20 protein-coding genes and 3 tRNA genes are annotated in these 21,404 nt (G+C 71.4%); 8 read left to right on the top strand and 15 right to left on the bottom strand.

Annotated features, from left to right (window positions below; translation table 11 throughout):
- Positions 1-60: 60 nt before the first annotated feature.
- Entirely contained in the window at positions 61-1,029 is a 969-nt protein-coding gene (locus ACZ6QO_RS19375) for a thiamine-phosphate kinase (protein ID WP_465852392.1), read from the bottom strand.
- A 72-nt stretch (positions 1,030-1,101) separates the two neighbouring features.
- Here ACZ6QO_RS19375 and ACZ6QO_RS19370 point away from each other — a divergent pair, with 72 nt between their 5' ends.
- Positions 1,102-1,335, top strand: coding sequence for an Lrp/AsnC family transcriptional regulator (locus tag ACZ6QO_RS19370; RefSeq protein ID WP_465852390.1), 234 nt, complete (start codon positions 1,102-1,104; stop codon positions 1,333-1,335).
- A 23-nt stretch (positions 1,336-1,358) separates the two neighbouring features.
- Positions 1,359-1,790, top strand: a complete 432-nt coding sequence (locus tag ACZ6QO_RS19365; RefSeq protein ID WP_465852389.1) for a DUF3515 family protein — start codon at positions 1,359-1,361, stop codon at positions 1,788-1,790.
- A 24-nt stretch (positions 1,791-1,814) separates the two neighbouring features.
- Here the strand turns inward: ACZ6QO_RS19365 and ACZ6QO_RS19360 are convergent, their stop codons facing one another.
- The 4 genes from ACZ6QO_RS19360 to ACZ6QO_RS19345 all read right to left on the bottom strand — a co-directional run bounded on the left by ACZ6QO_RS19360 (position 1,815) and on the right by ACZ6QO_RS19345 (position 6,130).
- Complete coding sequence (locus ACZ6QO_RS19360) at positions 1,815-2,930, bottom strand: D-alanine--D-alanine ligase family protein (protein ID WP_465852388.1); 1,116 nt, start codon at positions 2,928-2,930, stop codon at positions 1,815-1,817.
- A 102-nt stretch (positions 2,931-3,032) separates the two neighbouring features.
- Positions 3,033-4,268 carry a trans-sulfuration enzyme family protein gene (locus ACZ6QO_RS19355; protein WP_465852386.1) on the bottom strand — a complete coding sequence of 412 codons (1,236 nt, stop codon included), beginning with the start codon at positions 4,266-4,268 and terminating at the stop codon, positions 3,033-3,035.
- Positions 4,269-4,282: 14 nt separating this feature from the next.
- Complete coding sequence (locus tag ACZ6QO_RS19350; protein WP_465852384.1) at positions 4,283-5,290, bottom strand: NAD(P)H-dependent glycerol-3-phosphate dehydrogenase; 1,008 nt, start codon at positions 5,288-5,290, stop codon at positions 4,283-4,285.
- Positions 5,291-5,410: 120 nt separating this feature from the next.
- Positions 5,411-6,130 carry a lysophospholipid acyltransferase family protein gene (locus ACZ6QO_RS19345; RefSeq protein WP_465852383.1) on the bottom strand — a complete coding sequence of 240 codons (720 nt, stop codon included), beginning with the start codon at positions 6,128-6,130 and terminating at the stop codon, positions 5,411-5,413.
- Between the two features lie 77 nt (positions 6,131-6,207).
- Here ACZ6QO_RS19345 and cofC point away from each other — a divergent pair, with 77 nt between their 5' ends.
- A complete protein-coding gene (cofC, locus tag ACZ6QO_RS19340) occupies positions 6,208-6,894 on the top strand; it encodes a 2-phospho-L-lactate guanylyltransferase (protein WP_465852381.1) in 687 nt (228 codons plus the stop codon).
- 55 nt (positions 6,895-6,949) lie between these two features.
- On the opposite strand, the gene ACZ6QO_RS19335 is transcribed toward cofC, so the two are convergent.
- Entirely contained in the window at positions 6,950-8,659 is a 1,710-nt protein-coding gene (locus ACZ6QO_RS19335) for an MFS transporter (RefSeq protein ID WP_465852379.1), read from the bottom strand.
- Positions 8,660-8,906: 247 nt separating this feature from the next.
- On the opposite strand from ACZ6QO_RS19335, the gene ACZ6QO_RS19330 reads away from it, so the two are divergent.
- On the top strand, positions 8,907-9,824 hold the full coding sequence (locus ACZ6QO_RS19330; protein ID WP_465852377.1) for a TetR/AcrR family transcriptional regulator: 918 nt from the start codon (positions 8,907-8,909) through the stop codon (positions 9,822-9,824).
- On the opposite strand, the gene ACZ6QO_RS19325 is transcribed toward ACZ6QO_RS19330, so the two are convergent.
- A complete protein-coding gene (locus ACZ6QO_RS19325) occupies positions 9,811-11,106 on the bottom strand; it encodes an MFS transporter (RefSeq protein WP_465852441.1) in 1,296 nt (431 codons plus the stop codon). The genes ACZ6QO_RS19330 and ACZ6QO_RS19325 overlap by 14 nt on opposite strands.
- Before the next feature lie 73 nt (positions 11,107-11,179).
- Here ACZ6QO_RS19325 and ACZ6QO_RS19320 point away from each other — a divergent pair, with 73 nt between their 5' ends.
- A complete protein-coding gene (locus tag ACZ6QO_RS19320) occupies positions 11,180-11,392 on the top strand; it encodes a hypothetical protein (RefSeq protein WP_465852375.1) in 213 nt (70 codons plus the stop codon).
- A 103-nt stretch (positions 11,393-11,495) separates the two neighbouring features.
- Here ACZ6QO_RS19320 and ACZ6QO_RS19315 read toward each other — a convergent pair whose 3' ends face one another.
- The 4 genes from ACZ6QO_RS19315 to leuC all read right to left on the bottom strand — a co-directional run bounded on the left by ACZ6QO_RS19315 (position 11,496) and on the right by leuC (position 14,178).
- Positions 11,496-11,795 (bottom strand): HU family DNA-binding protein, encoded by a 300-nt coding sequence (locus tag ACZ6QO_RS19315; protein WP_465852374.1) that lies wholly within the window; start codon positions 11,793-11,795, stop codon positions 11,496-11,498.
- 165 nt (positions 11,796-11,960) lie between these two features.
- Entirely contained in the window at positions 11,961-12,221 is a 261-nt protein-coding gene (locus ACZ6QO_RS19310; protein WP_465852373.1) for an SCO5555 family protein, read from the bottom strand.
- Positions 12,200-12,787 carry a 3-isopropylmalate dehydratase small subunit gene (gene leuD, locus ACZ6QO_RS19305; RefSeq protein WP_465852371.1) on the bottom strand — a complete coding sequence of 196 codons (588 nt, stop codon included), beginning with the start codon at positions 12,785-12,787 and terminating at the stop codon, positions 12,200-12,202. Before leuD ends, ACZ6QO_RS19310 begins: the two co-directional genes overlap by 22 nt.
- Positions 12,788-12,801: 14 nt before the next feature.
- Complete coding sequence (leuC, locus tag ACZ6QO_RS19300; protein WP_465852369.1) at positions 12,802-14,178, bottom strand: 3-isopropylmalate dehydratase large subunit; 1,377 nt, start codon at positions 14,176-14,178, stop codon at positions 12,802-12,804.
- Between the two features lie 141 nt (positions 14,179-14,319).
- Between leuC and ACZ6QO_RS19295 the strand changes: the two genes are divergently transcribed.
- A complete protein-coding gene (locus tag ACZ6QO_RS19295) occupies positions 14,320-15,036 on the top strand; it encodes an IclR family transcriptional regulator (protein ID WP_465852367.1) in 717 nt (238 codons plus the stop codon).
- A 198-nt stretch (positions 15,037-15,234) separates the two neighbouring features.
- Positions 15,235-16,875, top strand: coding sequence for a hypothetical protein (locus ACZ6QO_RS19290; protein ID WP_465852366.1), 1,641 nt, complete (start codon positions 15,235-15,237; stop codon positions 16,873-16,875).
- Between the two features lie 126 nt (positions 16,876-17,001).
- On the opposite strand, the gene ACZ6QO_RS19285 is transcribed toward ACZ6QO_RS19290, so the two are convergent.
- The 3 genes from ACZ6QO_RS19285 to ACZ6QO_RS19275 all read right to left on the bottom strand — a co-directional run bounded on the left by ACZ6QO_RS19285 (position 17,002) and on the right by ACZ6QO_RS19275 (position 17,565).
- A tRNA-Glu gene (locus ACZ6QO_RS19285) sits at positions 17,002-17,074 on the bottom strand.
- A gap of 35 nt (positions 17,075-17,109) precedes the next feature.
- Positions 17,110-17,185, bottom strand: a tRNA-Glu gene (locus tag ACZ6QO_RS19280).
- A 308-nt stretch (positions 17,186-17,493) separates the two neighbouring features.
- Positions 17,494-17,565: transfer RNA gene (locus ACZ6QO_RS19275), tRNA-Gln, on the bottom strand.
- Between the two features lie 216 nt (positions 17,566-17,781).
- Here ACZ6QO_RS19275 and ACZ6QO_RS19270 point away from each other — a divergent pair.
- Positions 17,782-19,776: a M3 family metallopeptidase gene (locus ACZ6QO_RS19270; RefSeq protein ID WP_465852364.1), complete on the top strand. Its 1,995-nt coding sequence runs from the start codon at positions 17,782-17,784 to the stop codon at positions 19,774-19,776.
- A 223-nt stretch (positions 19,777-19,999) separates the two neighbouring features.
- On the opposite strand, the gene gltX is transcribed toward ACZ6QO_RS19270, so the two are convergent.
- The gene (gltX, locus tag ACZ6QO_RS19265) at positions 20,000-21,379 is read right to left on the bottom strand and encodes a glutamate--tRNA ligase (protein ID WP_465852439.1); all 1,380 of its coding nucleotides are present in this window, start codon (positions 21,377-21,379) and stop codon (positions 20,000-20,002) included.
- Positions 21,380-21,404: the final 25 nt, after the last annotated feature.

Below are 21,404 nucleotides of genomic sequence, written 5' to 3'. Positions count from 1 at the left end.
CTAGAAACCCAGCGCGTCACTTCATAACACCTTCAACACGGCTTTGTCACAATTTTCACGTTAATCACGGAAGTGATCCCACCCACGCCGCGACTCAGCATGCCCTCTGACCTGCACGCCTTCGCCTTCGGACACCTCGCCGATCGCCCGCCATTCCGCGGGCAGCAGGACGTCCGGCGGGAAGGTCGCGACCAGCGCGTGGTCCTCGCCGCCGGTCAGCATCCAGCTCAGCGGGTCCTCCCCCAGCTCGGCCGCGGCCGCTGCCAGCGCCTCCGGCACCGGGAAGGCCGCCGGTTCCACCTCGATGCGAACGCGGCTCGCCGTGGCGATGTGGCCGAGGTCCTGCAACAGCCCGTCGCTGACGTCGGCCATGGCCGTGGCGCCGAGTTCGGCCGCCCCGGGACCGCACGCGTACGGCGGCTCGGGACGACGGTGCGCTTCCGCCAGTTCGGGGAAGTCGCCGCCGGGACGGCCCGCGAGGAGCAGCGCGAGCCCGGCCGCCGCGTGGCCGAGCCGCCCGGCCACGGCGACCACGTCCCCGGGCCGCGCCCCCGCCCGGGTGACCGGGGCCCGTCCGCCGAGGTCTCCGATCGCGGTGACGCCCAGCACCACCAGGTCGGACTTCGCGATGTCGCCGCCCGCGACGCTCGCGCCGACCAGCGCGCATTCGTCGCCGAAGCCGTCGGTGAGGCCGTCCAGCCAGTCGGTCGTGGTGTCGCTGGGCATCCCGAGACCGACGAAGATCGCGGTGGGGGTGGCGCCCATCGCCGCGACGTCGGCGAGGTTCTGCGCCGCCGCCTTCCGCCCGATGTCGTACGCACTGGACCAATCGCGGCGGAAGTGCCTACCCTCAAGTAGGAGATCTGTCGTCACGACGACTCGTCCATCGGGAGCACGGAGGACCGCGGCGTCATCCCCGGGACCGAGCAATACCGCCGGAAATTGTGTCAATCGTCCGGCAATACGGGCAATGATCCCAAATTCGCCAAGATCTGCGGCTGTGATAGCACACCTCCAGGTCTGTTGCATGTACGGTTGCGATTCGGACTGATCGAGTAACGGCACTGAAACAAACCAGTTTCGCCCCCGCGGGAGGACGTGATGGTGCAGGCCTACATCCTTATCCAGACAGAAGTCGGCAAGGCCGCCGAGGTCGCAGGCGCGATAGCGGGCATCCAGGGTGTGACACGGGCCGAGGACGTCACCGGCCCGTACGACGTGATCGTCCGCGCCGAGGCCAACAACGTGGACGAGCTGGGCAAGCTGGTCGTCGCGCAGATTCAGGCCGTCGAGGGCATCACGCGTACCCTTACCTGTCCGATCGTGCACATCTGACGTCGACGTCTTCGGGGGGAGCCATGGTGCGGGCCGTCGTGGCCATGGCCGCGTTGTCCCTGCTGGCCGGGTGCGGCGGAGCGGTGCGAGTGGCGCCGCCGTCCCCGCAGGGGGCGACCGCGGCGGCGTGCGCGGCCCTGAACGAGCGGCTCCCCCGCACGCTCGACGGTGCGGAACGCGTCCCGTCCGATCCCCCTTCGCCGTACGTGGCGGTGTGGGGCTCGGGCGAGATCGCGCTCCGCTGCGGAGTGCCGAGGCCGGCCGCCCTGGACCCGACGCAGCAGGTCCCCGAGATCAACGGTGTCGCGTGGTTCGCCGACCCCGCCAGGTCGTCGCTGTTCACGGCCCTCGTCCACCGCGACTACATCGAGGTGACGATCTCTCCCAAGCACCAGGCCGCGGGCGTCCTCGTGGACCTGGCCGCCCCGATCAAGGCGACGTTCCCCGGCGGCTGACCCGCGGCCGACCGGCCCGGCCGGTCACCGCAGGCCGACCGGGCGGTCCAGGGCGAGCTGGAGCAGGTGGTCCACCAGCTCGGCGTAGGACAGCCCGGAGGCGGCCCACAGCTGCGGCGCCACCGACATGGCCGTGAAGCCGGGCATCGTGTTGATCTCGTTGAGGATCAGGCCGCCCGAGGGCGTGAAGAAGAAGTCCACGCGCGACAGCCCTTCGCAGCCGAGCGCTTCGAACGCACGCACCGCCATCGCCCGCAGTTCCTCGCCGACCGCCTCAGGGATGTCGGCCGGCACGTCGAGCGTCATGTCCGAGCCGATGTACTTGGCCGAGAAGTCGAAGAACTCGTGCGAGTCGTCGACCAGCACCTCGCCGGGCAGGCTCGCGCGGGGCGGCTCGTCGCCGGGCCATTCCAGCACAGCGCACTCGATCTCGCGCCCCTCGATGGCGGCCTCGACCAGGACCTTGGGGTCGTGCTCGCGAGCGAGCTCCACGGCACCTTCCAGCGCCTCGAAGTCGTCCACCCGGGAGATGCCCTGGCTGGAGCCAGCCCTGGAAGGCTTGACGAAGACGGGCAGGCCGAGCTGCTCGACGTCCTTGAGCACGCGGTCGCGGTCGAGGCGCCAGTCGCGGTCGCGCACGACGACGTACGGCCCGACGGGCAGCCCGGCGGCGGCCAGCACGGCCTTCATGTAGGCCTTGTCCATGCCCACGGCGCTGGCGAGCACCCCGGAGCCGACGTAGCGCACGCCGGCCATCTCAAGCAGGCCCTGGATGGTGCCGTCCTCGCCGAACGGGCCGTGCAGCATGGGGAAGACGACGTCCACCTGTCCCAGCGAGGCGGGGATCGTCCCGGCGTCCAGCGCCACCAGCGAGCCGCCGCCGGACGGCAGCGCGAGCGCCGTGCCGGTCGCGTCCACGCTGGGCAGCTCTTCGCCCTCGATCTCGAACTTCTGATCGTCAGGGACCAGCACCCACCGCCCGTCCGGCGCGATGCCGATGGGCACGACGTCGTATTTGGACCGGTCGATGGCCGCGAGGACGCTGCCCGCGCCCATCAACGACACCGCGTGCTCGGAGTTGCGGCCTCCGAAGACCACCGCCACCCGTACGCGAGGCCGGGATTCCTGCTGCTCGTTCATGACGCCCGAATCTACCTTGCGCCCCTGTCGTCCCTGCTTGTCAGGTGCGCGGCGCGGCGCACAGATCTTGAGCCGGGACGGTCCACCCTGTCAAGCGGCCTGTCAGGCGCGGGTCGCGGTGTTCGAGCGCAGCGCGTCGAGCGCCTCGGTGACGTCGGCGATGAGGTCCTCGGCGTCCTCCAGGCCGATGGAGAAGCGCACGGCCCCCGCGTCGACCCCGGCCCCCGTCAGGGCCGGCTCGTCGAGCCGGTGCGGGGTCGTGGAGGCCACGTGGGCGACCTTGGTGCTGGTGCCGCCGATCGAGGCGGCGATGCGCGGCATCCGTACCGTGTCGGCCAGCATGACCCCGGCCTCGTACCCGCCGTTCGGGACGACGGTGACGCACGCGCCGTACCTGGTGCCCTCGGGCCCGGCGTCGAAGAGCTGGCGGGCGAGCTGGTGGCCCGGATGCCCGGCCAGGCCCGGGTAGTCGACGCGGCGCACCGCCGGGTGCTTGGCCACGGCGGCGGCGAAGACCATCGCCGTCGCGCACATGCGGCGCACCCGCAGCGTCAGCGTCGCGAGGCCCCGGCGCAGCAGGAACGCCTCGTCGGGCGCGAGGGCCGCGCCGGTGTCGACGCGCACCTCGCGGATCTGCGCGATCAGGTCGGGACGGCCGACCACCGCCCCGCCCGTGGCGTCGTCGTGCCCGCCGATGTACTTGGTGGCCGAATGGACGACCAGGTCGGCGCCGTGCTCCAGGGGACGGCAGACCACGGGGGTGGCGAAGGTCGAGTCGACGACCAGCAGCGCGCCGGCGTCCCGCGCGATGCGGTAGAGCCCCCGGATGTCGGCGACCGCCATGGTGGGGTTGCTCAGCGTCTCGGCGTAGATGACCTTCGTGGTGGGGCGCACGGCGGCGTGGACGCGGCGCAGGTCGGAGTAGTCGACGAAGTCGACGGAGACGCCGAACCGCGACAGCACGTTCGACAGCAGCGAGTACGTGCCGCCGTAGACGGGGGCGGGGGCGACGACGTGCGCGCCGGCCCGCAGGAACGTCATGAACACCGCGCTCACCGCAGCCATGCCCGAGGCGAACGCCTGGCCGGCGACGTCCTCGGGGGCGGCGGCGCCCTCCAGCGCGGCGATGCCGGAGGCGAAGGCCGCCACGGTCGGGTTGTCGACGCGGCTGTAGGCGAAGCCGGGCGCCCGTTCGCCGACCACGTCGGCGTACTCGGCGGAGCTGTCGAAGCTCCACGCGGTGGTGCGCCAGACGGGCAGCCCTATGGGGAGCCGGCGCGACGCCGGGGCCGGGGGGAGGTGGACGGCCCGGCTGTTCTCGCCGAGCCTCCTTCGCATACGTCGGGGAGAAGTCACATGCCGTACCGTTCGGGCTTGGGAGTCCGCGACATCAGCAGCACCGCGGCCTCGCTGGGCGTCATTCCGTCGTGGACGACGCCCACCACGACCTCCGTGATCGGCATCTCCACGTCATGCTTCCTGGCCAGGTCGAGCACCGACTCGCAGGACTTGACCCCCTCGGCGGTCTGCTTCGTGGCGGCGATGGTCTCGGCCATGGTCATGCCCCGCCCGAGATTCTCGCCGAAGGTGCGGTTCCTCGACAACGGCGAGGTGCAGGTCGCCACGAGGTCGCCCATGCCGGCCAGGCCGGCGAAGGTGTGCGGGTCGGCGCCGAGCGCCGCGCCCAGCCGGGCGATCTCGGCCAGGCCGCGGGTCATGAGCGTCGCCCTGATGTTGTCGCCGAGCCCCATGCCCGCGGCGACGCCGACGGCCAGGGCGATGACGTTCTTGACCGCGCCGCCGAGCTCGACGCCCACCACGTCGGTGTTGGTGTACGCCCGGAACCACGGCAGGTGGCAGGCCTCCTGCAGCCGGGCCGCCACCTCGTCGTCGGCGCTGGCGACCACCGTCGCGGCGGGCTCGCGGCGCACCAGCTCACCCACCAGGTTGGGCCCGGACACGACCGCGACCCGCTCGGCCGGGACGCCCGCGACCTCGCCGATGACCTCGCTCATGCGCTTGGAGGTGCGCCGCTCGATGCCCTTCATCAGGCTGACGAGCACCGCCTGTGGGGGAATGTGCGGGCTCCACTCGGCCAGGTTGCCGCGCAGCGTCTGGGAGGGCACCGCGAGGACGACGAAGTCGGCGCCCTCCATGGCCTCGGCCGGGTCGGTGGTGGCGCGCACCGACGCGGGAAGCCGCACCCCGGGCAGGTACTCGGGGTTCTCGCGCCTGCGGTCGATGGCCTCCACCACCTCGGCGCGCCGTCCCCACAGGGTCGTCGGCGTGCCCGCCTCCGCCAGGATCATCGCGAAGGTCGTGCCCCACGAACCGGTTCCGAAAACGACGGCCTTGGTCATCTGCTCACCGTACGCCCACTCCGCGGCCGCGCACCGTCTCAGGCCTCGCCGCCGGATCTTCCAATGTCATGGCCACCGGACCGCCGGCGGGCGGCGCCGTGCCGCCCCCGGCGCCGGGGATCACCCGGCGCGGCTCTCGGCGTCGCCGAAGGGGGCGTCCGGCGCCTTCTCGCCGCGCAGCTCGGCGAGCTGGGCGGTGATGGCGGCCATGATGTCGGCCGTGGCGTCCTTGAGCACCTGCGAGCGCATCGGCAGGCCCTCGTACTTGGACAGGTCGACGGGCGGGCCGGCGATGACCCGGAAGGTCTTGCGCGGGAACAGCCGCGGCTTCTTCTGACCGTACGGCAGCAGCTCCTGGGCGCCCCAGTGGGCGACCGGGATGACCGGGACGCCGGTGGCGAGGGCCAGCCGGGCGACGCCGGTCTTGGCCGCCATGGGCCAGAAGTCGGGATCGCGGGTGATCGTGCCCTCGGGGTAGAAGATCACGCACGAGCCTTCGCGGAGCGCCTGCTCGGCGTCCTTGAGCGAGCGCGCCGCGTCGGTGCTCCCACGGAACACCGGGATCTGCTTGCACTTCCTGACGATGGTGCCGATGACGGGAATGTCGAAGACGCCGGACTTGGCCAGGTACACCGGCCAGCGGCCGCTGTTGTAGGCGAAGTGGGCGAACAGCAGCGGGTCGCTCCACGACAGGTGGTTGGCCGCGATGATCACACCGCCGGTGCGGGGTACGTTGGCGCGGCCCCGCCAGTCGCGCTTGGTGAAGAGAAGCAACACCGTCTTCACGATCGCGACGACGAGGGCTTCCCAGAAGATGGGCGGACGTCCCGGGCGGCTCATCGACTCCTCCAGTCATGCCTGTGCGCCCTCAGTCTCCCGGTTGCCTCCACGGAATGTCGAGGCGGGATGCTTAAGCCATGTCCCGTACGCAACCTGGCGGGTCCGTCCCGCGGCCCGGCTGGACCATCGTGGTGCCGGTCAAGACGCTCATCGCCGCCAAGACGCGCCTGGCCGCGGCGGCGGGTCCGCACCGGACCGCGCTCGCGGTGGCGATCGCCTGCGACACGGTCGCGGCCGCCCTGGCCTGTCCCGCTGTGGCCCGTGTCGTGGTCGTCACCGGCGACCCGGTGCCCGCCGAGGCGCTGGCCGCGCTCGGGGCGCACGTGGTGCCCGACCCGCGGGCCGGGCTGAACGCCGCGCTGCGGGCCGGCGCGGCGCATGCCCTGCGGCTGGCGCCCGACGAGCCGACCGGCGCGCTCCAGGCCGACCTGCCGGCCCTGCGGCCGGCGGAGCTCGGCGTCGCGCTCGCGGCGGCGGCCGAGTTCGACCAGGCGTTCGTACCGGACGCCGCGGAGGTTGGCACCACCTTCTACGGGGTGCGTCCCGGCGTGGCGTTCCGGCCGCGCTTCGGCGGCGAGTCGCGGGCCGGGCACCTGGGCGCCGGCGCCAAGGAGCTGACGCCCGACGGCATCGCGTCGGTGCGCCTGGACGTCGACACCCCCGCCGACCTCGCGGAGGCCCTGGCCCTCGGTGTCGGCCGCCACACCCGGGCGGTGGTGGAGACGATGAAGGAGTCCCCCGGCCGGGAGACTCCTTCACCTTGACCTGATCTTGGCGGCGTGTCCCGCACGGGCGGGACCCCGTCGGCGGACCCGCCTCTCAGTGACCCGCGGCCTGCTCTTCGCGGGCGTGCTCGGGGAGCAGGAAGGCGACCAGGAACGTCAGCAGCAGCATGCCGTCCACGACCCACAGGATCGTCTTCATCGCGACGCTGAAGCCCTGCGTGGCCGCCTCGGCCCCCGCCGACGCGACGGCCTTGCCGATGGCCGCTCCCGCTTCCGGTCCCTTCGCCGCCGACGCCGCGTCGGCCTCCAGCCGCGCGCAGGAGGCGGGCACCAGCATCGGGTCCTTGGCGACCGAGCGGTCGTGCACGCAGGCGCGCACGCCCTCGACCAGGCGGTCCTGCGGGGCGCCGGTCACCTGGACGGCGGCCAGCTCGGCCCGCAGTTTCGGCGCGTTGTCGTCCGCGGCGGCGCCGACGTTGCCGCCGAGCAGGCCGAAGAAGACCGTGCCGAGCAGCGCCACGCCGAACGCGCTGCCGAGCTGCTGGATCGCGGTCAGCGAGCCCGACGCCGAGCCGGTCTCGTGCTGCTCGACGCCGGCGAGCACGATGTCGAAGAACGGCGCCATGAGCATGCCCATGCCGATGCCGGTCACCGCGAGGGCCGGAGCGAGCTGCCACGGGGTGACGCCGACGCCGGCGAGGTTCAGCGTGACCAGGACGGCCAGCACGCCGGCGGCCATGAGCAGGGTGCCGCCGTGCAGCAGCCTGCGCCCGTACTTCTGCAGGGGCTGGGCGATGCCGAAGCCGACGACCATGCCGAGCGACCAGGGCACCATCGACAGGCCGGCCTTGAGGGGGGAGTAGCCGAGGCCGATCTGGGTGTAGAGGTTGAACACCAGCGTGAAGCCGATCATGCCGGAGAAGAAGACGAGCCCGGTGACCAGGCCGCCGGTGAAGGCGCGCTTGCGGAACAGGCTCGGCACGATGAGCGGGTCGCCGCCGGCCCTGGCCTTGCGCGACTCGTACCAGCCGAAGACGGCGAACGCCACGACCGAGCCGGCGATCATCAGGAACGACCAGAGCGGCCAGTCGTGCTCGCGGCCCTGCACCAGCGGGAAGATGATCAGCAGGCCGGCCAGTGAGGCGAGCGCCATGCCCGGGACGTCCAGCCTGAGCGGGTGGGGCGAGCGCGACTCGGGCAGGAAGCGCAGCCCGGCCAGCACGGCGGCCAGGCCCAGCGGCAGGTTGATCAGGAAGATCATGCGCCAGCCGGTGCCCCAGAAGTCGGCGTCGACCAGCCAGCCGGCGAGGATGGGGCCGCCCACCGAGGACAACCCCATGACGGGGCCGAACATGCCGAAGGCCGCCTGCATCTCCTTGGGCGGGAACATCTCCTTGATCATGCCGAGGCCCTGCGGCAGCATGACGGCGCCGAACAGCCCCTGCACGACGCGCGCGGCGATCAGCACCTCGGGGCCCTGCGCCACGGCGCACAGCAGGGAGCCGAGGGTGAAGCCCGCGGCGCCGATGAGGAACATCCTCTTGCGGCCGAAGATGTCGCCCAGCCGTCCGCCGGTGATCAGGCCGACGGCCATGGCCAGGGTGTAGGCGGCGCCGAGCCACTGGATGACGGTGGCGCTTCCGCCCAGCTCGGCGCGGATGGTGGGCGAGGCGATGTTGGTGACCATGGCGTCCAGCAGGTCCATCACCTCGGCGGCGAGGATCACGAACAGGGCGGCCCACCGCCAGCGGTAGGGCGCCGGCCCGGGCGGCGCCGCCGGCGCGGTCGTGTCTGCGGTGGTCATGGGAACTCCTTCTGCAGGGGGTGGGCGCCGGCGGACGACACCGTGGATCTGAACAGTGTTCACCATAGCCGATCGGCGTTCTACAATTGAACAGCGTTCGTGGATCCGTTCGGCGTTCTCAAGATATGTCGCATGTGTTCGCGATACAAGATATATCGCGAAAAAGAGCAGCGTTCACGCGGGTGAGCGGCGTTCGGCGGGCCGACTAGACTCCGTGGGAAGCGATCAGGAACCAGGCGGTGAGGGCATGAGCGAGCCACGTCATGAGGGCGGCGACGTCCCCGCGCCCCCCTGGGAACGGTCGCGCAGGCGCGCCGCTCCCGCACGCGTGCCGCTCACCCTTGAGCGCATCGTCGACGCCGCCTACACCGTCCTCGACCGCGAGGGGTACGAGGGCCTGAGCATGCGTCAGGTGGCCGCCGAGCTCGGCGTCGCCGTCTCGGCGCTGTACGCCCACGTCGTGAGCAAGGACGAGCTCCTCGAACGCATGTACGTCCGGATGTTCCAGGGCCAGGAGCTGCCGGAGCCCGACCCCGCGCGCTGGCGCGAACAGGTCAGGGAGTACGCCATCCAGGGCCGGGCACGGCTGCTCAGCCACCGCGACATGGCGCGCATCTCCATGGCCCACGTGCCCTTCAGCCCCGAGCTGCTCCCGCACATCGAGCGCCTGCTCGCCATCTTCCGCTCCGCCGGGCTGCCCGACCGGGTGGCCGCCACGGCGGGCGACATGATCTCCACGTTCCTCGAAGGCTTCACCTTCGAGCAGAGCATGTGGCAGGAGCGCCAGCGCAACACCGACGCGCGCACCTGGGCGGAGATGCGGCAGACCATCAAGGGCTACTTCGACACGCTGCCGCCCGACCGCTTCCCGAACCTGCTCGCCCTCGCGGACATGATGTTCGACGGCACCTACGACGCCCGGTTCGAGCTCGGCCTGGAGATCATCATTCGCGGCCTGGCCAGCTACATAGAGCCGGAAGCCGGCGCGGGCGCCGATGAGAACGCCGGTGCACGAGCCGAGGACGACACGGCGGCCGGGGACGCCGGTGGACGAGGTGGGGACGACGCGGCCGCCCGGGACGCCGGTGCACGAGCCGAGGACGACACGGCCGCCCGGGAGGCCGGCCGCCCGTCCGGGGACGCCGGCGGCGCTACAGGGCGGTGATCCGCCGGTAGGCCACCAGCACCGGCACGTGCGCGAGGGCGATGACGCCCGCCGCCGCCCACAGGGTGTCCCCGACCCCGCGCCACTCCCCCACCAGGCCGCCGAGGACGCCGCCGAACGGCATGGCGCTCCACATCAGGAACCGCATGGAGGCGTTCATCCGGCCGAGCAGGTGCGGCGGGCACATCGCCTGCCGGTAGCTCAGCTGCGTGACGCTGAACACCGTCCCCGCGAGCCCGGCGACGGCCAGGCCGAGCGGGAAGAGCACGACCCGCCAGCCCGGGGCTGCCAGGCACGCGACGCCGGTGGCGGGCAGCGCGACCGCCGCCGCGCCGTACAGCGTGCGGCCCGTCCCCCAGCGGGCGACCGCGCGCGGGGCGGCCACCGCGCCCAGCAGGCCGCCCACGGCCGCGGCGGAGATCACCGCGCCGTACAGGCCGGGGCCGAGCCGCAGCTCGCGCAGCACGAACAGCGCCTGAGCCGACACCCACGCGCCGTACCCCAGCATGTTGAGGGCGCCGACGAGCGCGATGACGCGCAGCACCCGGTGGCCCGCGACGTAGCGCACCCCTTCGGCGACCTCGGTGACCAGACCGGGCCTGCCGGCCTCGGCGCGCGGCAGGCCGGGGCCGCCGGCGTCGGCCTGCGGCAGGCCGGAGCCGGCGGTGTCGGCGCGCGGCGGCGTTCCGGCGGCGGGGATGGCGCGGAGCATCGCCGCCGACAGCGCGTAACTGACGGCGTCCGCGAGCAGCGCCAGCGGCGCGGTGAGGACCTGGACGAGCCACCCGCCGAGGCCCGGCCCGGTCAGCGACGCCGTCGAGCGGATGGTCTCGACCGTCCCGTTGCCCCGGGCGAGGTGGCGCCGGTCGATGATCGACGGCAGGAAGCTCATGTGGGCGACGTCGAAGAACACCGTGCCGACCCCGGTGACGAAGGCCACCGCGTACAACTGGGGCAGCGACAGGCCGCCGGCCACGGCCGCCACGGGGATGCTCGCGAGCGCCACCGCGCGGACCAGGTCGGCCGCGACGAGGATGCGCCTGCGCGGGAGCCGGTCGACCCACACCCCGGCCGGCAGGCCGATCAGCAGGAAGGCCGCCATCTCGGCGGCCGTCAGCAGGCCGACCTGCAAGGGACCCGCGTGCAGGCTCAGCACCGCGACCAGCGGCAAAGCGACGAGGCTCACCTGCGCGCCGACCTGGCTGACCGCGTCGGCCCCGACGAACAGGACGTAGGACCTGCCGCGCCACAGAGCGCGGGAACGGTCGGGGGTCTCGGTCATGGCCACGGACAGCCACCATGGCCGCCGCCTGGGGGACCGGTCAAACGGTTATCGGCGGGGTACACTCACCAGCGTGCAGGCCACGGTGCGCATGTTCGACCCCGACACCCGGTCGGGGGCGGTCTTCCTCGACGACGGCGCCGAGATCCCCTTCGACGCCGCGGCCTTCGACGCGGGCCCGTTGCGCCTTCTGCGCTCTGGCCAGCGGGTGAACATCAGGCTCACGGACGGCGTCATCACGGCGATCACGCTGTCGACCTTCCCCCTCCCCGAGGACGCCCCGTAGGTCGTCCCGCGCGGGCGGCAGCCGACGCCCTGGGCCCTTGGAGACGGCGACGCCCGGAAACCCCCGCGAAGGGGAACCGGGCGCCTGCGTGCCGCTCAGGCACTCACTTCTTCTTGGCGGCCTTCTTCCCAGCCGCGTTCACCTGGTCCTTGAAGTCGGCGCCGGGCCGGAACTTGGGCGCCCAGCTCTCGGAGACCTTGATGGGCTCACCGGTCGAAGGGTTCCTTGCCTGACGGGCCGGCTTGTGGGCCATCTCGAAGGCTCCGAAGCCCGTGATAGAGACTTTGTCCCCGTTCGAGACAGCATGCTGGATGGCCTCGATTATGGCGTTCACGGCCTCGGTGGCCGTCTTCCTGTCGCCGACCCGATCGGTGATCGCGTCGACGAGTTCTCGCTTGTTCATCTAGCTTGCTCCCCCTGTTACCGCTGTCTGAGGATGAACATCGCGGCCGGCAGTGCGCGGCCCCGTCTCACCCGGTGTGCCAGGTGCGGGGTTTCGGCACGCACCCACCAGTCAACGGTCAGAAACCCCTTACCCGCTTGAAATTAAAGGACACACGGCCAGGACTCAATCACATTCCGCGATGTTTCGCCTACCCGGCGTGTCGAAATCGGCCTGGAGGTCGGCGAGAAAGGCGTCCAAGCGGGCGCAGGCGTGATCGACGTCACGCTTCGCAATGTCACAAATAGCGACAAAGCGACGGGTGATCCGTTCCTTGTCCTCAGGGGACATGCGCGCGGCGGCCACGCGACGGTAAACGTCGCGCAACCGCCGCGCCAGCTCGTCTTCGGAGCCCGCGGTGTCGGTCAGACGGTCGTCGGCAGCCATGGCTGCCGACCATTCTCGTACGCCGCCACCTCGTCGGCGTACCTCAGGGTCAGTCCGATGTCGTCCAGCCCTTCCAGCAGGCGCCAGCGGGTGTAGTCGTCGATCTCGAAACCGGCCGACTCGCCGCCCCAGCGCACCTCCCGTCCGACCAGGTCGACGGTCACCTCGGTGGCGGGGTCGGCCTCGACGGCCGCCTGCAGCGCCTCCACGGTCGGGGCGGGCAGGACGACCGGCAGCAGGCCCATCTTCGTGGAGTTGTTGCGGAAGATGTCGCCGAAGCGGGCGGCGATGACGGCGCGGAAGCCGTACTGCTGGAGCGCCCACACGGCGTGCTCACGCGAGGAGCCGGTGCCGAAGTCGGGCCCGGAGACCAGGATCGTGGCGCCCGCGTAGGCGGGGTCGTTCAGGACGAAGCCGGGGTCCTCGCGCCAGGCCGCGAACAGCCCCTTCTCGAACCCCGTGCGGCTGACCTGCTTGAGCCAGACGGCCGGGATGATCTGGTCGGTGTCGACGTTGCTGCGGCGCAGAGGCACGGCCCGGCCGGTGTGCGTGGCGAAGGCTTCCATGGTCGGCGAGCTCCTTACAGGTCGGCGGGCGCGGTGAGACGGCCGGTGACGGCGCTGGCGGCGGCGACGGCCGGCGACACCAGATGGGTGCGCCCGCCCTTGCCCTGGCGCCCCTCGAAGTTGCGGTTGGAGGTCGAGGCGCTGCGCTCGCCCGGGGACAGCGTGTCGGGGTTCATGCCCAGGCACATCGAGCAGCCGGCCTGGCGCCACTCGGCGCCCGCGGCCTGGAACACCTCGTGCAGGCCCTCGGCCTCGGCGTCGGCCCTGACCTTCATCGAGCCTGGCACGATGAGCGTGCGCGCCTTGACCTTGCGGCCGCGCAGCACGTCGGCGGCCGCGCGCAGGTCCTCCAGGCGGCCGTTGGTGCACGAGCCGACGAAGACGGTGTCGACCTCTATCTCGCGGAGCGGGGTGCCGGCGGTGAGGCCCATGTATTCGAGCGCCCGCTGGGCGGCCGCCGGGTCGGCGGTGTCCTCGGGGGCGGGGATCGCGCTGGTCAGCGGCGCGCCCTGCCCAGGGTTGGTGCCCCAGGTGACGAACGGCGACAGCGTCGAGGCGTCGATCTCGACCACCGTGTCGAAGACGGCGTCGTCGTCGGTCCTGAGCGAGCGCCAGTATTCGACCGCGGCGTCCCACGCCTGCCCGGTCGGCGCGTGCGGGCGGCCTTCGAGGTAGGCGAACGTGGTCTCGTCCGGCGCGATCATGCCCGCGCGGGCGCCCGCCTCGATGGACATGTTGCAGACGGTCATCCGCCCTTCCATCGACAGGTCGCGCACGGCCTGGCCGCGGTACTCGATGATGTGCCCCTGGCCGCCGCCGGTGCCGATCTTGGCGATGATGGCGAGGATCAGGTCTTTCGCGGTCACGCCGTACGGCAGCGCGCCGGTGACCTCGATGGCCATCGTCTTCGGCCGGTAGGCCGGCAGGGTCTGGGTGGCCAGCACGTGCTCGACCTCTGAGGTGCCGATGCCGAAGGCGAGCGCGCCGAACGCGCCGTGGGTCGAGGTGTGGGAATCACCACACACGATGGTCATGCCCGGCTGGGTGAGACCGAACTGCGGACCGATGATGTGCACCACGCCCTGCCCGGCGTCGCCCATCGGGTGCAGGCGCACGCCGAACTCGGCGGCGTTCTTGCGGAGGGTCTCGACCTGGGCCTTGGACACCGGGTCGGCGATCGGGCCGAGCACGGTGGGGACGTTGTGGTCCTCGGTGGCGATGGTGAGGTCGGGCCGGCGCACCTTGCGCCCCGCCATGCGCAGGCCGTCGAACGCCTGCGGGCTGGTCACCTCGTGGATGAGGTGAAGATCGATGTAGAGCAGGTCGGGCTCGCCGTCGGCACGGCGGACGACGTGCTGCTCCCATACTTTCTCGGCCAGTGTGCGACCCATGTCCTGAACGCCTCCTTGCGTCTTCGGTCCCCCGGGCAACGTCTCATATGACAAGACAGAAATTTCGGGATATGGACAGCCTACCCGCCCCTCTCCCATATGCCAGTTGCATCTCGGATAGCGAGACGGCAGTATCGGGGTATGGACAACTCTAGCGGAGTCGGCGTACTCGACAAGGCCGTCCTCGTGCTCAACGCCCTCGAAGCGGGTCCCGCGTCACTGGCACAGCTCGTCCAGGCCACCGGCCTGGCACGCCCCACCGCCCACCGGCTGGCCGTCGCTCTGGAACATCACCGCATCGTCTCGCGCGACACACAGGGCCGTTTCATCCTCGGCCCCCGTCTGTCCGAGCTGTCCACCGCGGCGGGCGAGGACCGCCTGCTCGCCGTCGCCTCCCCCGTCCTCACCCAACTGCGCGACCTGACCGGCGAGAGCGCCCAGCTCTACCGGCGGCAGGGGGACGAGCGCGTGTGCGTCGCCGCCGCGGAGCGGGCGAGCGGCCTTCGCGACACCGTGCCGGTCGGCACCTCGCTGCCCATGACCGCCGGCTCGGCCGCCCAGGTGCTGCTGGCCTGGGAGGAGCCCGACCGGCTGCACCGCGGCCTGCGCGGCGCCAAGTTCACCGCCGCCACGCTGGCCAGCGTGCGCAGGCGCAGCTGGGCGCACAGTGTCGGCGAGCGAGAGCAGGGCGTCGCCAGCGTGTCGGCGCCCATCAGGGGCGCGGGCGGCAAGGTCATCGCCGCGGTGTCGGTCTCAGGGCCGATCGAGCGTCTCACCCGCACCCCGGGCCGCATGCACGCCGCCCCCGTGGTCGCCGCCGCCGAGCGCATCACCGAGGCGATGCGCCGCGCGAACTGACCGGCGTGGGCCCCCGGGCGACGCCGGCCCACGGCGTCGTCCCCAACCCGTGCGAACTGATTAGAGACGGCCGCCGCCAAGCACTAGCCTGGCGGAGTGACAGATCGCATCGAGGCAGCCGCGACGGAGCTGCGTCCCCTCCTTCAAGAGTTCATTCTCTGGGCACCGAACAACGCGCCGGACAGTGATCCAGACCTGGTGGGACCCGCCGCTCTCTGGCACCGCCTGATCGCTCGCGACGACGTCCACCTGTGGAAGCGTGAAGACCTGCGCATGGTGCTGGTCGAACGCCTGCCGCAGGTCGTCGAAGATCCCGACGCGGCCGCCGACGGCATGCTCCCCGCCGTGCGCGCCTACCTGACCTTCCTCTCCGAGACCGGCCGCCTGGCGGAGGGGTCCGACGACCTGGGCGATCTCCTGGACGAGCTGGACGCCGTCGAGGAGGACTTCATCGAGGCGATGGAGGAGGTCCTCGGCGAACGCGACTGGGAGGAGGAGGACGACGAGCTCGACGAAGAGGAGGTCGAGGGCCTCGGCGACTTCGAGCCCTTCGCCGACGAGCTGGCCGATCTGCCCACCATCCGCCTGCGCCCCGACGCCGAGCTGGCCGCCGCGGCGCGCGAGGTGCCGCTGATCCACAAGGCCCGCGACCTGGCCGTCTGGGTGGGCAGGGCACGCAAGGTCGGCGAAGACAGCCTGCTCAACGACGACGAGATCCGTCAGGCCCTCGCCGTCCTGGGCCTGACGGAGCCCGACGAGAAGCCGCTGGCCCACGCCGTCCCGGCCCTGTGGAACCTGTGGAACCTCGCCGTCGACCTCGAGTTCCTCACCCCCGACGGCGACGACACCGTCAGCGTCGACGACGACACCGCCGCGTGGCCGTTCGACAACGACGAGGACGTCCTGGACGCCTGGATGCTCGGGCTCCACTCGGTCGACTACGGCGACCCCGAGCTGGACGACGACGATCTGACGCTGGCGCTCTCCGGCCTCACCCGCGCGCTGCTGGTCAGGCTGCTGATCGCCGGGGGAGAACGCCCGGTCGGCGAGCTGCGCGAGGAGCTCGCCGAGGCCGCCGCCGAGTTCGACGACCTCGGGGCCACCGCGTGGGAGGAGGCCGGCGACCCGCTGGCCTCCGTCCTCCAGTGGCTGTCGGGCTACGGCATGGCCGTCGTCGACGACGACCGTGTGCGGCTCACGCCGCTCGGCATCGAAGGCGTCGTCCACCTGCTGGACGACGACGACATCGAGGTGGACGCGCGTCCGGCCATCGACGCGATGACCGCGCTCGACCTGCTGTCGCTCAGCGCCGACCTGCCCGAGGAGGAGGCCGACGCCGAGTTCGCGGCCTGGATGCGGCTGCGCGAGCCCGCCACGGCCGCCGAGGAGCTGCTGGAGGCCGCCGCCGAGGACGAGGCGGACGCGCTCATCCGCGTGCAGGCGGCCAGCCTGGTCGGCACGCTCGGCCCGGTCGCCGTGCCCGCCTGGCGGGAGGCGCTGAACGAGCCCTCGCTGCGCCCGTACGCCGCGACGCACCTGGCCCAGCTCGGCATCGAGGACGCCCCGGAGCCGAGCCAGAGCGACACCCACTGGCTCATCCTCGACATGTGGACGATCTCGGCGGGGCTCGGCCGGCCCGAGTTCGTCAGCAGCCTGCACGACATCGGCCCCGCGCCGGTGCTGAGCAGCCTGCTGGAGGTCATCTGGAAGGTCCCGCACCCGCACGTCGAGGAGCTGCTGGAGGCCATCAGCGAGGCCCACCCTGACAAGCAGGTCGCCAAGGCCGCCAAGCGCGCCCTGTTCAAGGCCCGCTCGAAGGCCTCGACCGGCGCCGAGTGACCCTCTCGCGTCCTGGTCCGCCGTCCCGGAGGCTTCCTCCCGCACGCGACGGCGACCAGGACGCGGGCGCCCTGCTTGTAATGCGAAAAACCCCCGGAAGCGACGCTTCCGAGGGTTCCCGATGTGTAGCCCCGACCGGATTCGAACCGGCGCTACCGCCTTGAGAGGGCGGCGTCCTAGGCCACTAGACGACGGAGCCGAGCCGACACGACCTCAGGTCATGTCTCTGCAGGTTGGTAGTCCCGACCGGATTCGAACCGGCGTTACCGCCTTGAGAGGGCGGCGTCCTAGGCCACTAGACGACGGGACCCTGCAGCTATCTGAATCGACGGAGGCGCCCTTGCGGACGCCCCGGCAACGGCCGTAACTCTACCGCACCCCGCAGACCACGGCCAAACCGTTGTCCCGCCGGCGGGCGCCCACCCCCTCGCGGCGCGCCGATCACGGGAAACCGCCGGCCGCTCGGACGGCGACAGTCCCCCTGCGACGGCCGACGACGGCGAGACGAGGGCGGTGGAGGGATGGGCTCAACCTCAACCTGGGCGGCCCCAGGCCCGGCCCCAGAGAAGCAAAAACGCCTATGCCCTCTGAAGGACATAGGCGCCAGCAGGAAACCTGCTGGGGTACCAGGACTCGAACCTAGACTAGCTGAACCAGAATCAGCCGGGCTGCCAATTACCCCATACCCCATTGCTCGCGACCCCTGCTCGTCGCCGGGTCGCTCGCGACTCCGAAAGAATAGCCCAGCTTGGGGGCCAAGACCAAAACGATTGCCCATCCCCCGGATTCCCCCTGGTCGGCCCCTGATCCGGCCCGTTGTCCACAGGATCGCCTCTTGATGTGCCGAGGACGGCTCAGCTGTGTAACGCTGCAAGGAGAGCCGTCGCCACGTGAGGAGCCCGCGCGTTGACCGAGAACCCCTTCTTCGTCCCCAGTGACCTGCCCTACCAGCTGCCGCCGTTCGCGCAGATCCGTGAGGAGCACTACGCGCCCGCCTTCGAACGCGGCATGGCCGAGCAGCTCGCCGAGGTCGAAGCCATCGCGACCGATGAGGAGGCGCCGAGCTTCGACAACACCGTGGCCGCGCTCGAACGGTCCGGTCAGCTCCTGTCCCGTGTCTCGGCGGTGTTCTTCAACCAGGCGTCCTCCGACACCAACCCCACCGTCCAGCAGATCCAGCAGGAGGTCATGCCCAAGCTCACCAAGCACGGTGACGCCATCCACCTCGACCGGCGGCTGTTCGCCCGCATCAAGGCCATCCCCACCGAAGGTCTCGACGCCGAAGAGCGCTGGCTGCTCGAACGCTACGTCACCGACTTCGTCCGGGCGGGCGCCGAGCTCGAACCGCACGACCAAGAGCGGCTGAGGGCGCTGAACGAAGAGCTGTCCACCCTGTCCACCAACTTCGAGCAGAACCTCCTCGCCGCGACGAACGCCTCGGCGATCGTGGTCGACGATGCCGCCGAGCTCGACGGCCTGTCCCCGGATGCCATCAAGGCCGCCGCCGAGACCGCCAAGTCCCGCGGGCTCGACGGCAAGTACGTCCTCACGTTGGTGCTGCCCACGGGCCAGCCCGCGCTGGAGGAGCTGACGAGCCGCGCGCTGCGCGAGCGCATCCACCGTGCCTCCACCGAGCGGGGTCTCACCGAGAACTCCGAGCCGGTGGTCCGCATGGCCAGGCTCCGAGCCGAGCGGGCGGCGCTCCTCGGCTACGAGAACCACGCCGAGTTCGTCGTCGCCGACCAGACGGCGCCCGACACCCGCGCCGTCACCGAGATGCTCGCCAAGCTCACCCCCGCGGCCGTGGCCAACGCCCACCGGGAGGCCGACGAGCTGCGCGAGGAGGCCGGTTTCGACATCGCCGCCTGGGATTGGTCGTTCTACGCCGAGAAGGTCCGTGAGGCGCGCTACGCGATCGACAGCCGCCAGATGCGCCCGTACTTCGAGCTCGACCGCGTCCTTCGCGACGGCGTCTTCTACGCGGCCGGCAAGCTTTACGGCCTGCGGTTCACCGAGCGTTCCGACCTGGTGGGCTACCACCCCGACGCGCGGGTCTTCGAGGTGACCGACGAGGACGGCTCGCCGCTCGGGCTGTTCCTCGGCGACTTCTACGCGAGGGCCTCCAAGCGCGGCGGCGCGTGGATGAACAGCCTGGTCAAGCAGTCGCGGCTGGAGGGCACCCGGCCGGTGGTGGTCAACAACCTCAACATCGTCAAGCCTCCGGCGGGCGAGCCGACCCTGATGACCTGGGAGCAGGTCAACACGATGTTCCACGAGTTCGGGCACGCCCTGCACGGGCTGTTCTCGGCCGTGCGGTTCCCGAGGTTCTCCGGCACCACCGTCCCGCGCGACTTCGTCGAATACCCCTCGCAGGTCAACGAGATGTGGGCCACCTGGCCCGAGGTGCTGGCCAACTACGCCCGCCACTACGAGACCGGCGAGCCCATGCCGCAGGACCTCGCCGACCGCATGCTGGAGGCCCGCAAGTTCAACCAGGGGTTCGCCACGGTGGAGTACCTCGCGGCTACCCTGCTCGACTGGGCGTGGCACACGCTGAGCGGCGATCCGGGCGACGCCCAGGAGTTCGAGCGGCAGGCGCTGCGCAACGCCGGCGTCGACCTGCCACTCGTGCCGCCGCGCTACCGCAGCACGTACTTCGCCCACATCTGGGCCGGTGGATACAGCGCGGGCTACTACTCCTACATCTGGAGCGAGGTGCTCGACGCCGACACGGTCGAGTGGTTCAAGGAGAACGGCGGCCTCACCCGGGAGAACGGCGACACCTTCCGCCGCGAGCTGCTGTCCAAGGGCGGCAGCGTGGACGCCATGACCGCCTTCCGCGCCTTCCGCGGCCGTGACCCCCACATCGAACCCCTCCTCACCCGCCGCGGCCTCCTCTGACCCCCGTCCCCGCCGGCGCCGCCCAGGAGCCCGCCTGTGGGGCGTCCACCCGATGTGGTGCTGGAGTGATGGGCGCCGGGTCCGCTCGCCTCCGCGTGGTCCTCGCCGAGGCCGGGGACGACGAGGGAGCGGGCTGCCCTGCGGGATGCGGTGGCAGACCGGGAAGCTCCACCCCAGCCCCGGGTTCGGTCAGGAGGCTGGGGGTGTCACCTTGTGGGGCCGGTCAGGAGGCCGGGGAGTTCTCTGCCTCGTGGAGTCTGGTCAGGGCGGTGCGCAGGCGGTCGATGGCGCGGGCGCGGCCGAGGACCTCGATGGACTCGAACAGCGGAAGACCGACCGTGCGGCCGGTGATCGCCACCCGGACGGGGGCCTGGGCCTTGCCGAGCTTGAGGCCGTGCTCGGCGCCGACCTCCTCCAGGGCGGTCTTCAGGGACTCGGGGTCGAACGACACCGACTCCAGCCGCGCGAGATAGCCGGCCAGGACGTTCTCGGCGCCCGGCTTCATCGCCTTGTCCCAGCTCGCCTGGTCGAACACGGGCTCGTCCAGGAAGAGGAAGTCGACGTTGGCCGTGATCTCGGACAGCACGGCGATGCGCGTCTGCGCCAGCGGGGCGACCTTGGCGAAGGTCTCACGTCCCCATGAGGGGTCGAGCCAGGGCTCGCAGCGCCGGATGAAGACCTCCAGCGGCAGGGCGCGGATGTACTCGCCGTTGAACGCCCGCAGCTTCTTCTCGTCGAAGAACGCCGGGGAGGGGTTGACGTCGGACAGCTTGAACAGCGGCACCATCTCGGACCACGGCATGATCTCGCGGTCGCCGCCCGGCCCCCAGCCGAGCAGCATGAGGTAGTTGACCATCGCCTCCGGCAGGTAGCCCTCGTCGCGGTAGGACTCCAGCGCCACCTTGTCGCGGCGCTTGGAGAGCTTCTGCCGCTTCTCGTTGACGATTACCGGCAGGTGCGCCCACACGGGCGGCGTGACGCCGAGGGCCTGCCACAGCAGCTGCTGCTTGGGCGTGTTCGACAGGTGCTCCTCGGCGCGGACCACGTGCGTGATGCGCATCTCGATGTCGTCGATCACGTTGGCCAGCACGAACAGCGGCGAGCCGTCGGTGCGGGCGATGACGAAGTCCTCCATGGCCTTGTTGGGGAACTCGACCCGCCCGCGGACCAGGTCGTCGATCACGGTGACGCCCTCGTCGGGCGTGCGGAAGCGCACCGCCCCCTCGGCGAGCCCGCGGTCGCGGCAGAACCCGTCGTACCCCTGGTGCTCGGAGCCGGTGCGCGCCTTGACGTCGTCGCGGGTGCAGGTGCAGTGGTAGGCCTGGCCGCCGGCGATCAACTTGGCGACGGCGGCGCGGTGCTGCTCCTCGTACGCCGACTGGAAGTAGGGGCCCTCGAAGTAGGGCGAGTCGCCGTTGATGCCGATCCAGGCGAGGGCCGAGATGATGCCCTCGGTCCACTCGGGCCGGTTGCGGGCGGCGTCGGTGTCCTCGATGCGCAGCACGAACCGGCCGCCCGACTGCTCGGCGAGCGCCCAGTTGAACAGTGCGGAACGGGCGCCGCCGACGTGGAACATGCCGGTCGGCGACGGCGCGAACCGCACACGCAGCGCGGGCTCGACGGAGCCG

Source organism: Sphaerisporangium sp. NPDC049457 (assembly GCF_055586705.1).
Note: the sequence above shows the minus strand (reverse complement) of the source record. Positions and strands in the feature narration are given on the sequence as shown.

Excerpts from the sequence above, each read along its gene's own strand:
- ACZ6QO_RS19345 (WP_465852383.1), bottom strand. The coding sequence starts at position 6,130 with ATGAGCCGCCCGGGACGTCCGCCCATCTTCTGGGAAGCCCTCGTCGTC.
- leuD (WP_465852371.1), bottom strand. The coding sequence starts at position 12,787 with ATGGAAGCCTTCGCCACGCACACCGGCCGGGCCGTGCCTCTGCGCCGC.
- ACZ6QO_RS19325 (WP_465852441.1), bottom strand. The coding sequence starts at position 11,106 with ATGACCGAGACCCCCGACCGTTCCCGCGCTCTGTGGCGCGGCAGGTCC.
- ACZ6QO_RS19355 (WP_465852386.1), bottom strand. The coding sequence starts at position 4,268 with ATGCGAAGGAGGCTCGGCGAGAACAGCCGGGCCGTCCACCTCCCCCCG.
- ACZ6QO_RS19350 (WP_465852384.1), bottom strand. The coding sequence starts at position 5,290 with ATGACCAAGGCCGTCGTTTTCGGAACCGGTTCGTGGGGCACGACCTTC.
- ACZ6QO_RS19375 (WP_465852392.1), bottom strand. The coding sequence starts at position 1,029 with ATGCAACAGACCTGGAGGTGTGCTATCACAGCCGCAGATCTTGGCGAA.
- ACZ6QO_RS19315 (WP_465852374.1), bottom strand. The coding sequence starts at position 11,795 with ATGAACAAGCGAGAACTCGTCGACGCGATCACCGATCGGGTCGGCGAC.
- cofC (WP_465852381.1), top strand. The coding sequence starts at position 6,208 with ATGTCCCGTACGCAACCTGGCGGGTCCGTCCCGCGGCCCGGCTGGACC.
- ACZ6QO_RS19330 (WP_465852377.1), top strand. The coding sequence starts at position 8,907 with ATGAGCGAGCCACGTCATGAGGGCGGCGACGTCCCCGCGCCCCCCTGG.
- ACZ6QO_RS19370 (WP_465852390.1), top strand. The coding sequence starts at position 1,102 with ATGGTGCAGGCCTACATCCTTATCCAGACAGAAGTCGGCAAGGCCGCC.
- ACZ6QO_RS19310 (WP_465852373.1), bottom strand. The coding sequence starts at position 12,221 with ATGGCTGCCGACGACCGTCTGACCGACACCGCGGGCTCCGAAGACGAG.
- ACZ6QO_RS19360 (WP_465852388.1), bottom strand. The coding sequence starts at position 2,930 with ATGAACGAGCAGCAGGAATCCCGGCCTCGCGTACGGGTGGCGGTGGTC.
- leuC (WP_465852369.1), bottom strand. The coding sequence starts at position 14,178 with ATGGGTCGCACACTGGCCGAGAAAGTATGGGAGCAGCACGTCGTCCGC.
- ACZ6QO_RS19295 (WP_465852367.1), top strand. The coding sequence starts at position 14,320 with ATGGACAACTCTAGCGGAGTCGGCGTACTCGACAAGGCCGTCCTCGTG.
- ACZ6QO_RS19335 (WP_465852379.1), bottom strand. The coding sequence starts at position 8,659 with ATGACCACCGCAGACACGACCGCGCCGGCGGCGCCGCCCGGGCCGGCG.
- ACZ6QO_RS19365 (WP_465852389.1), top strand. The coding sequence starts at position 1,359 with ATGGTGCGGGCCGTCGTGGCCATGGCCGCGTTGTCCCTGCTGGCCGGG.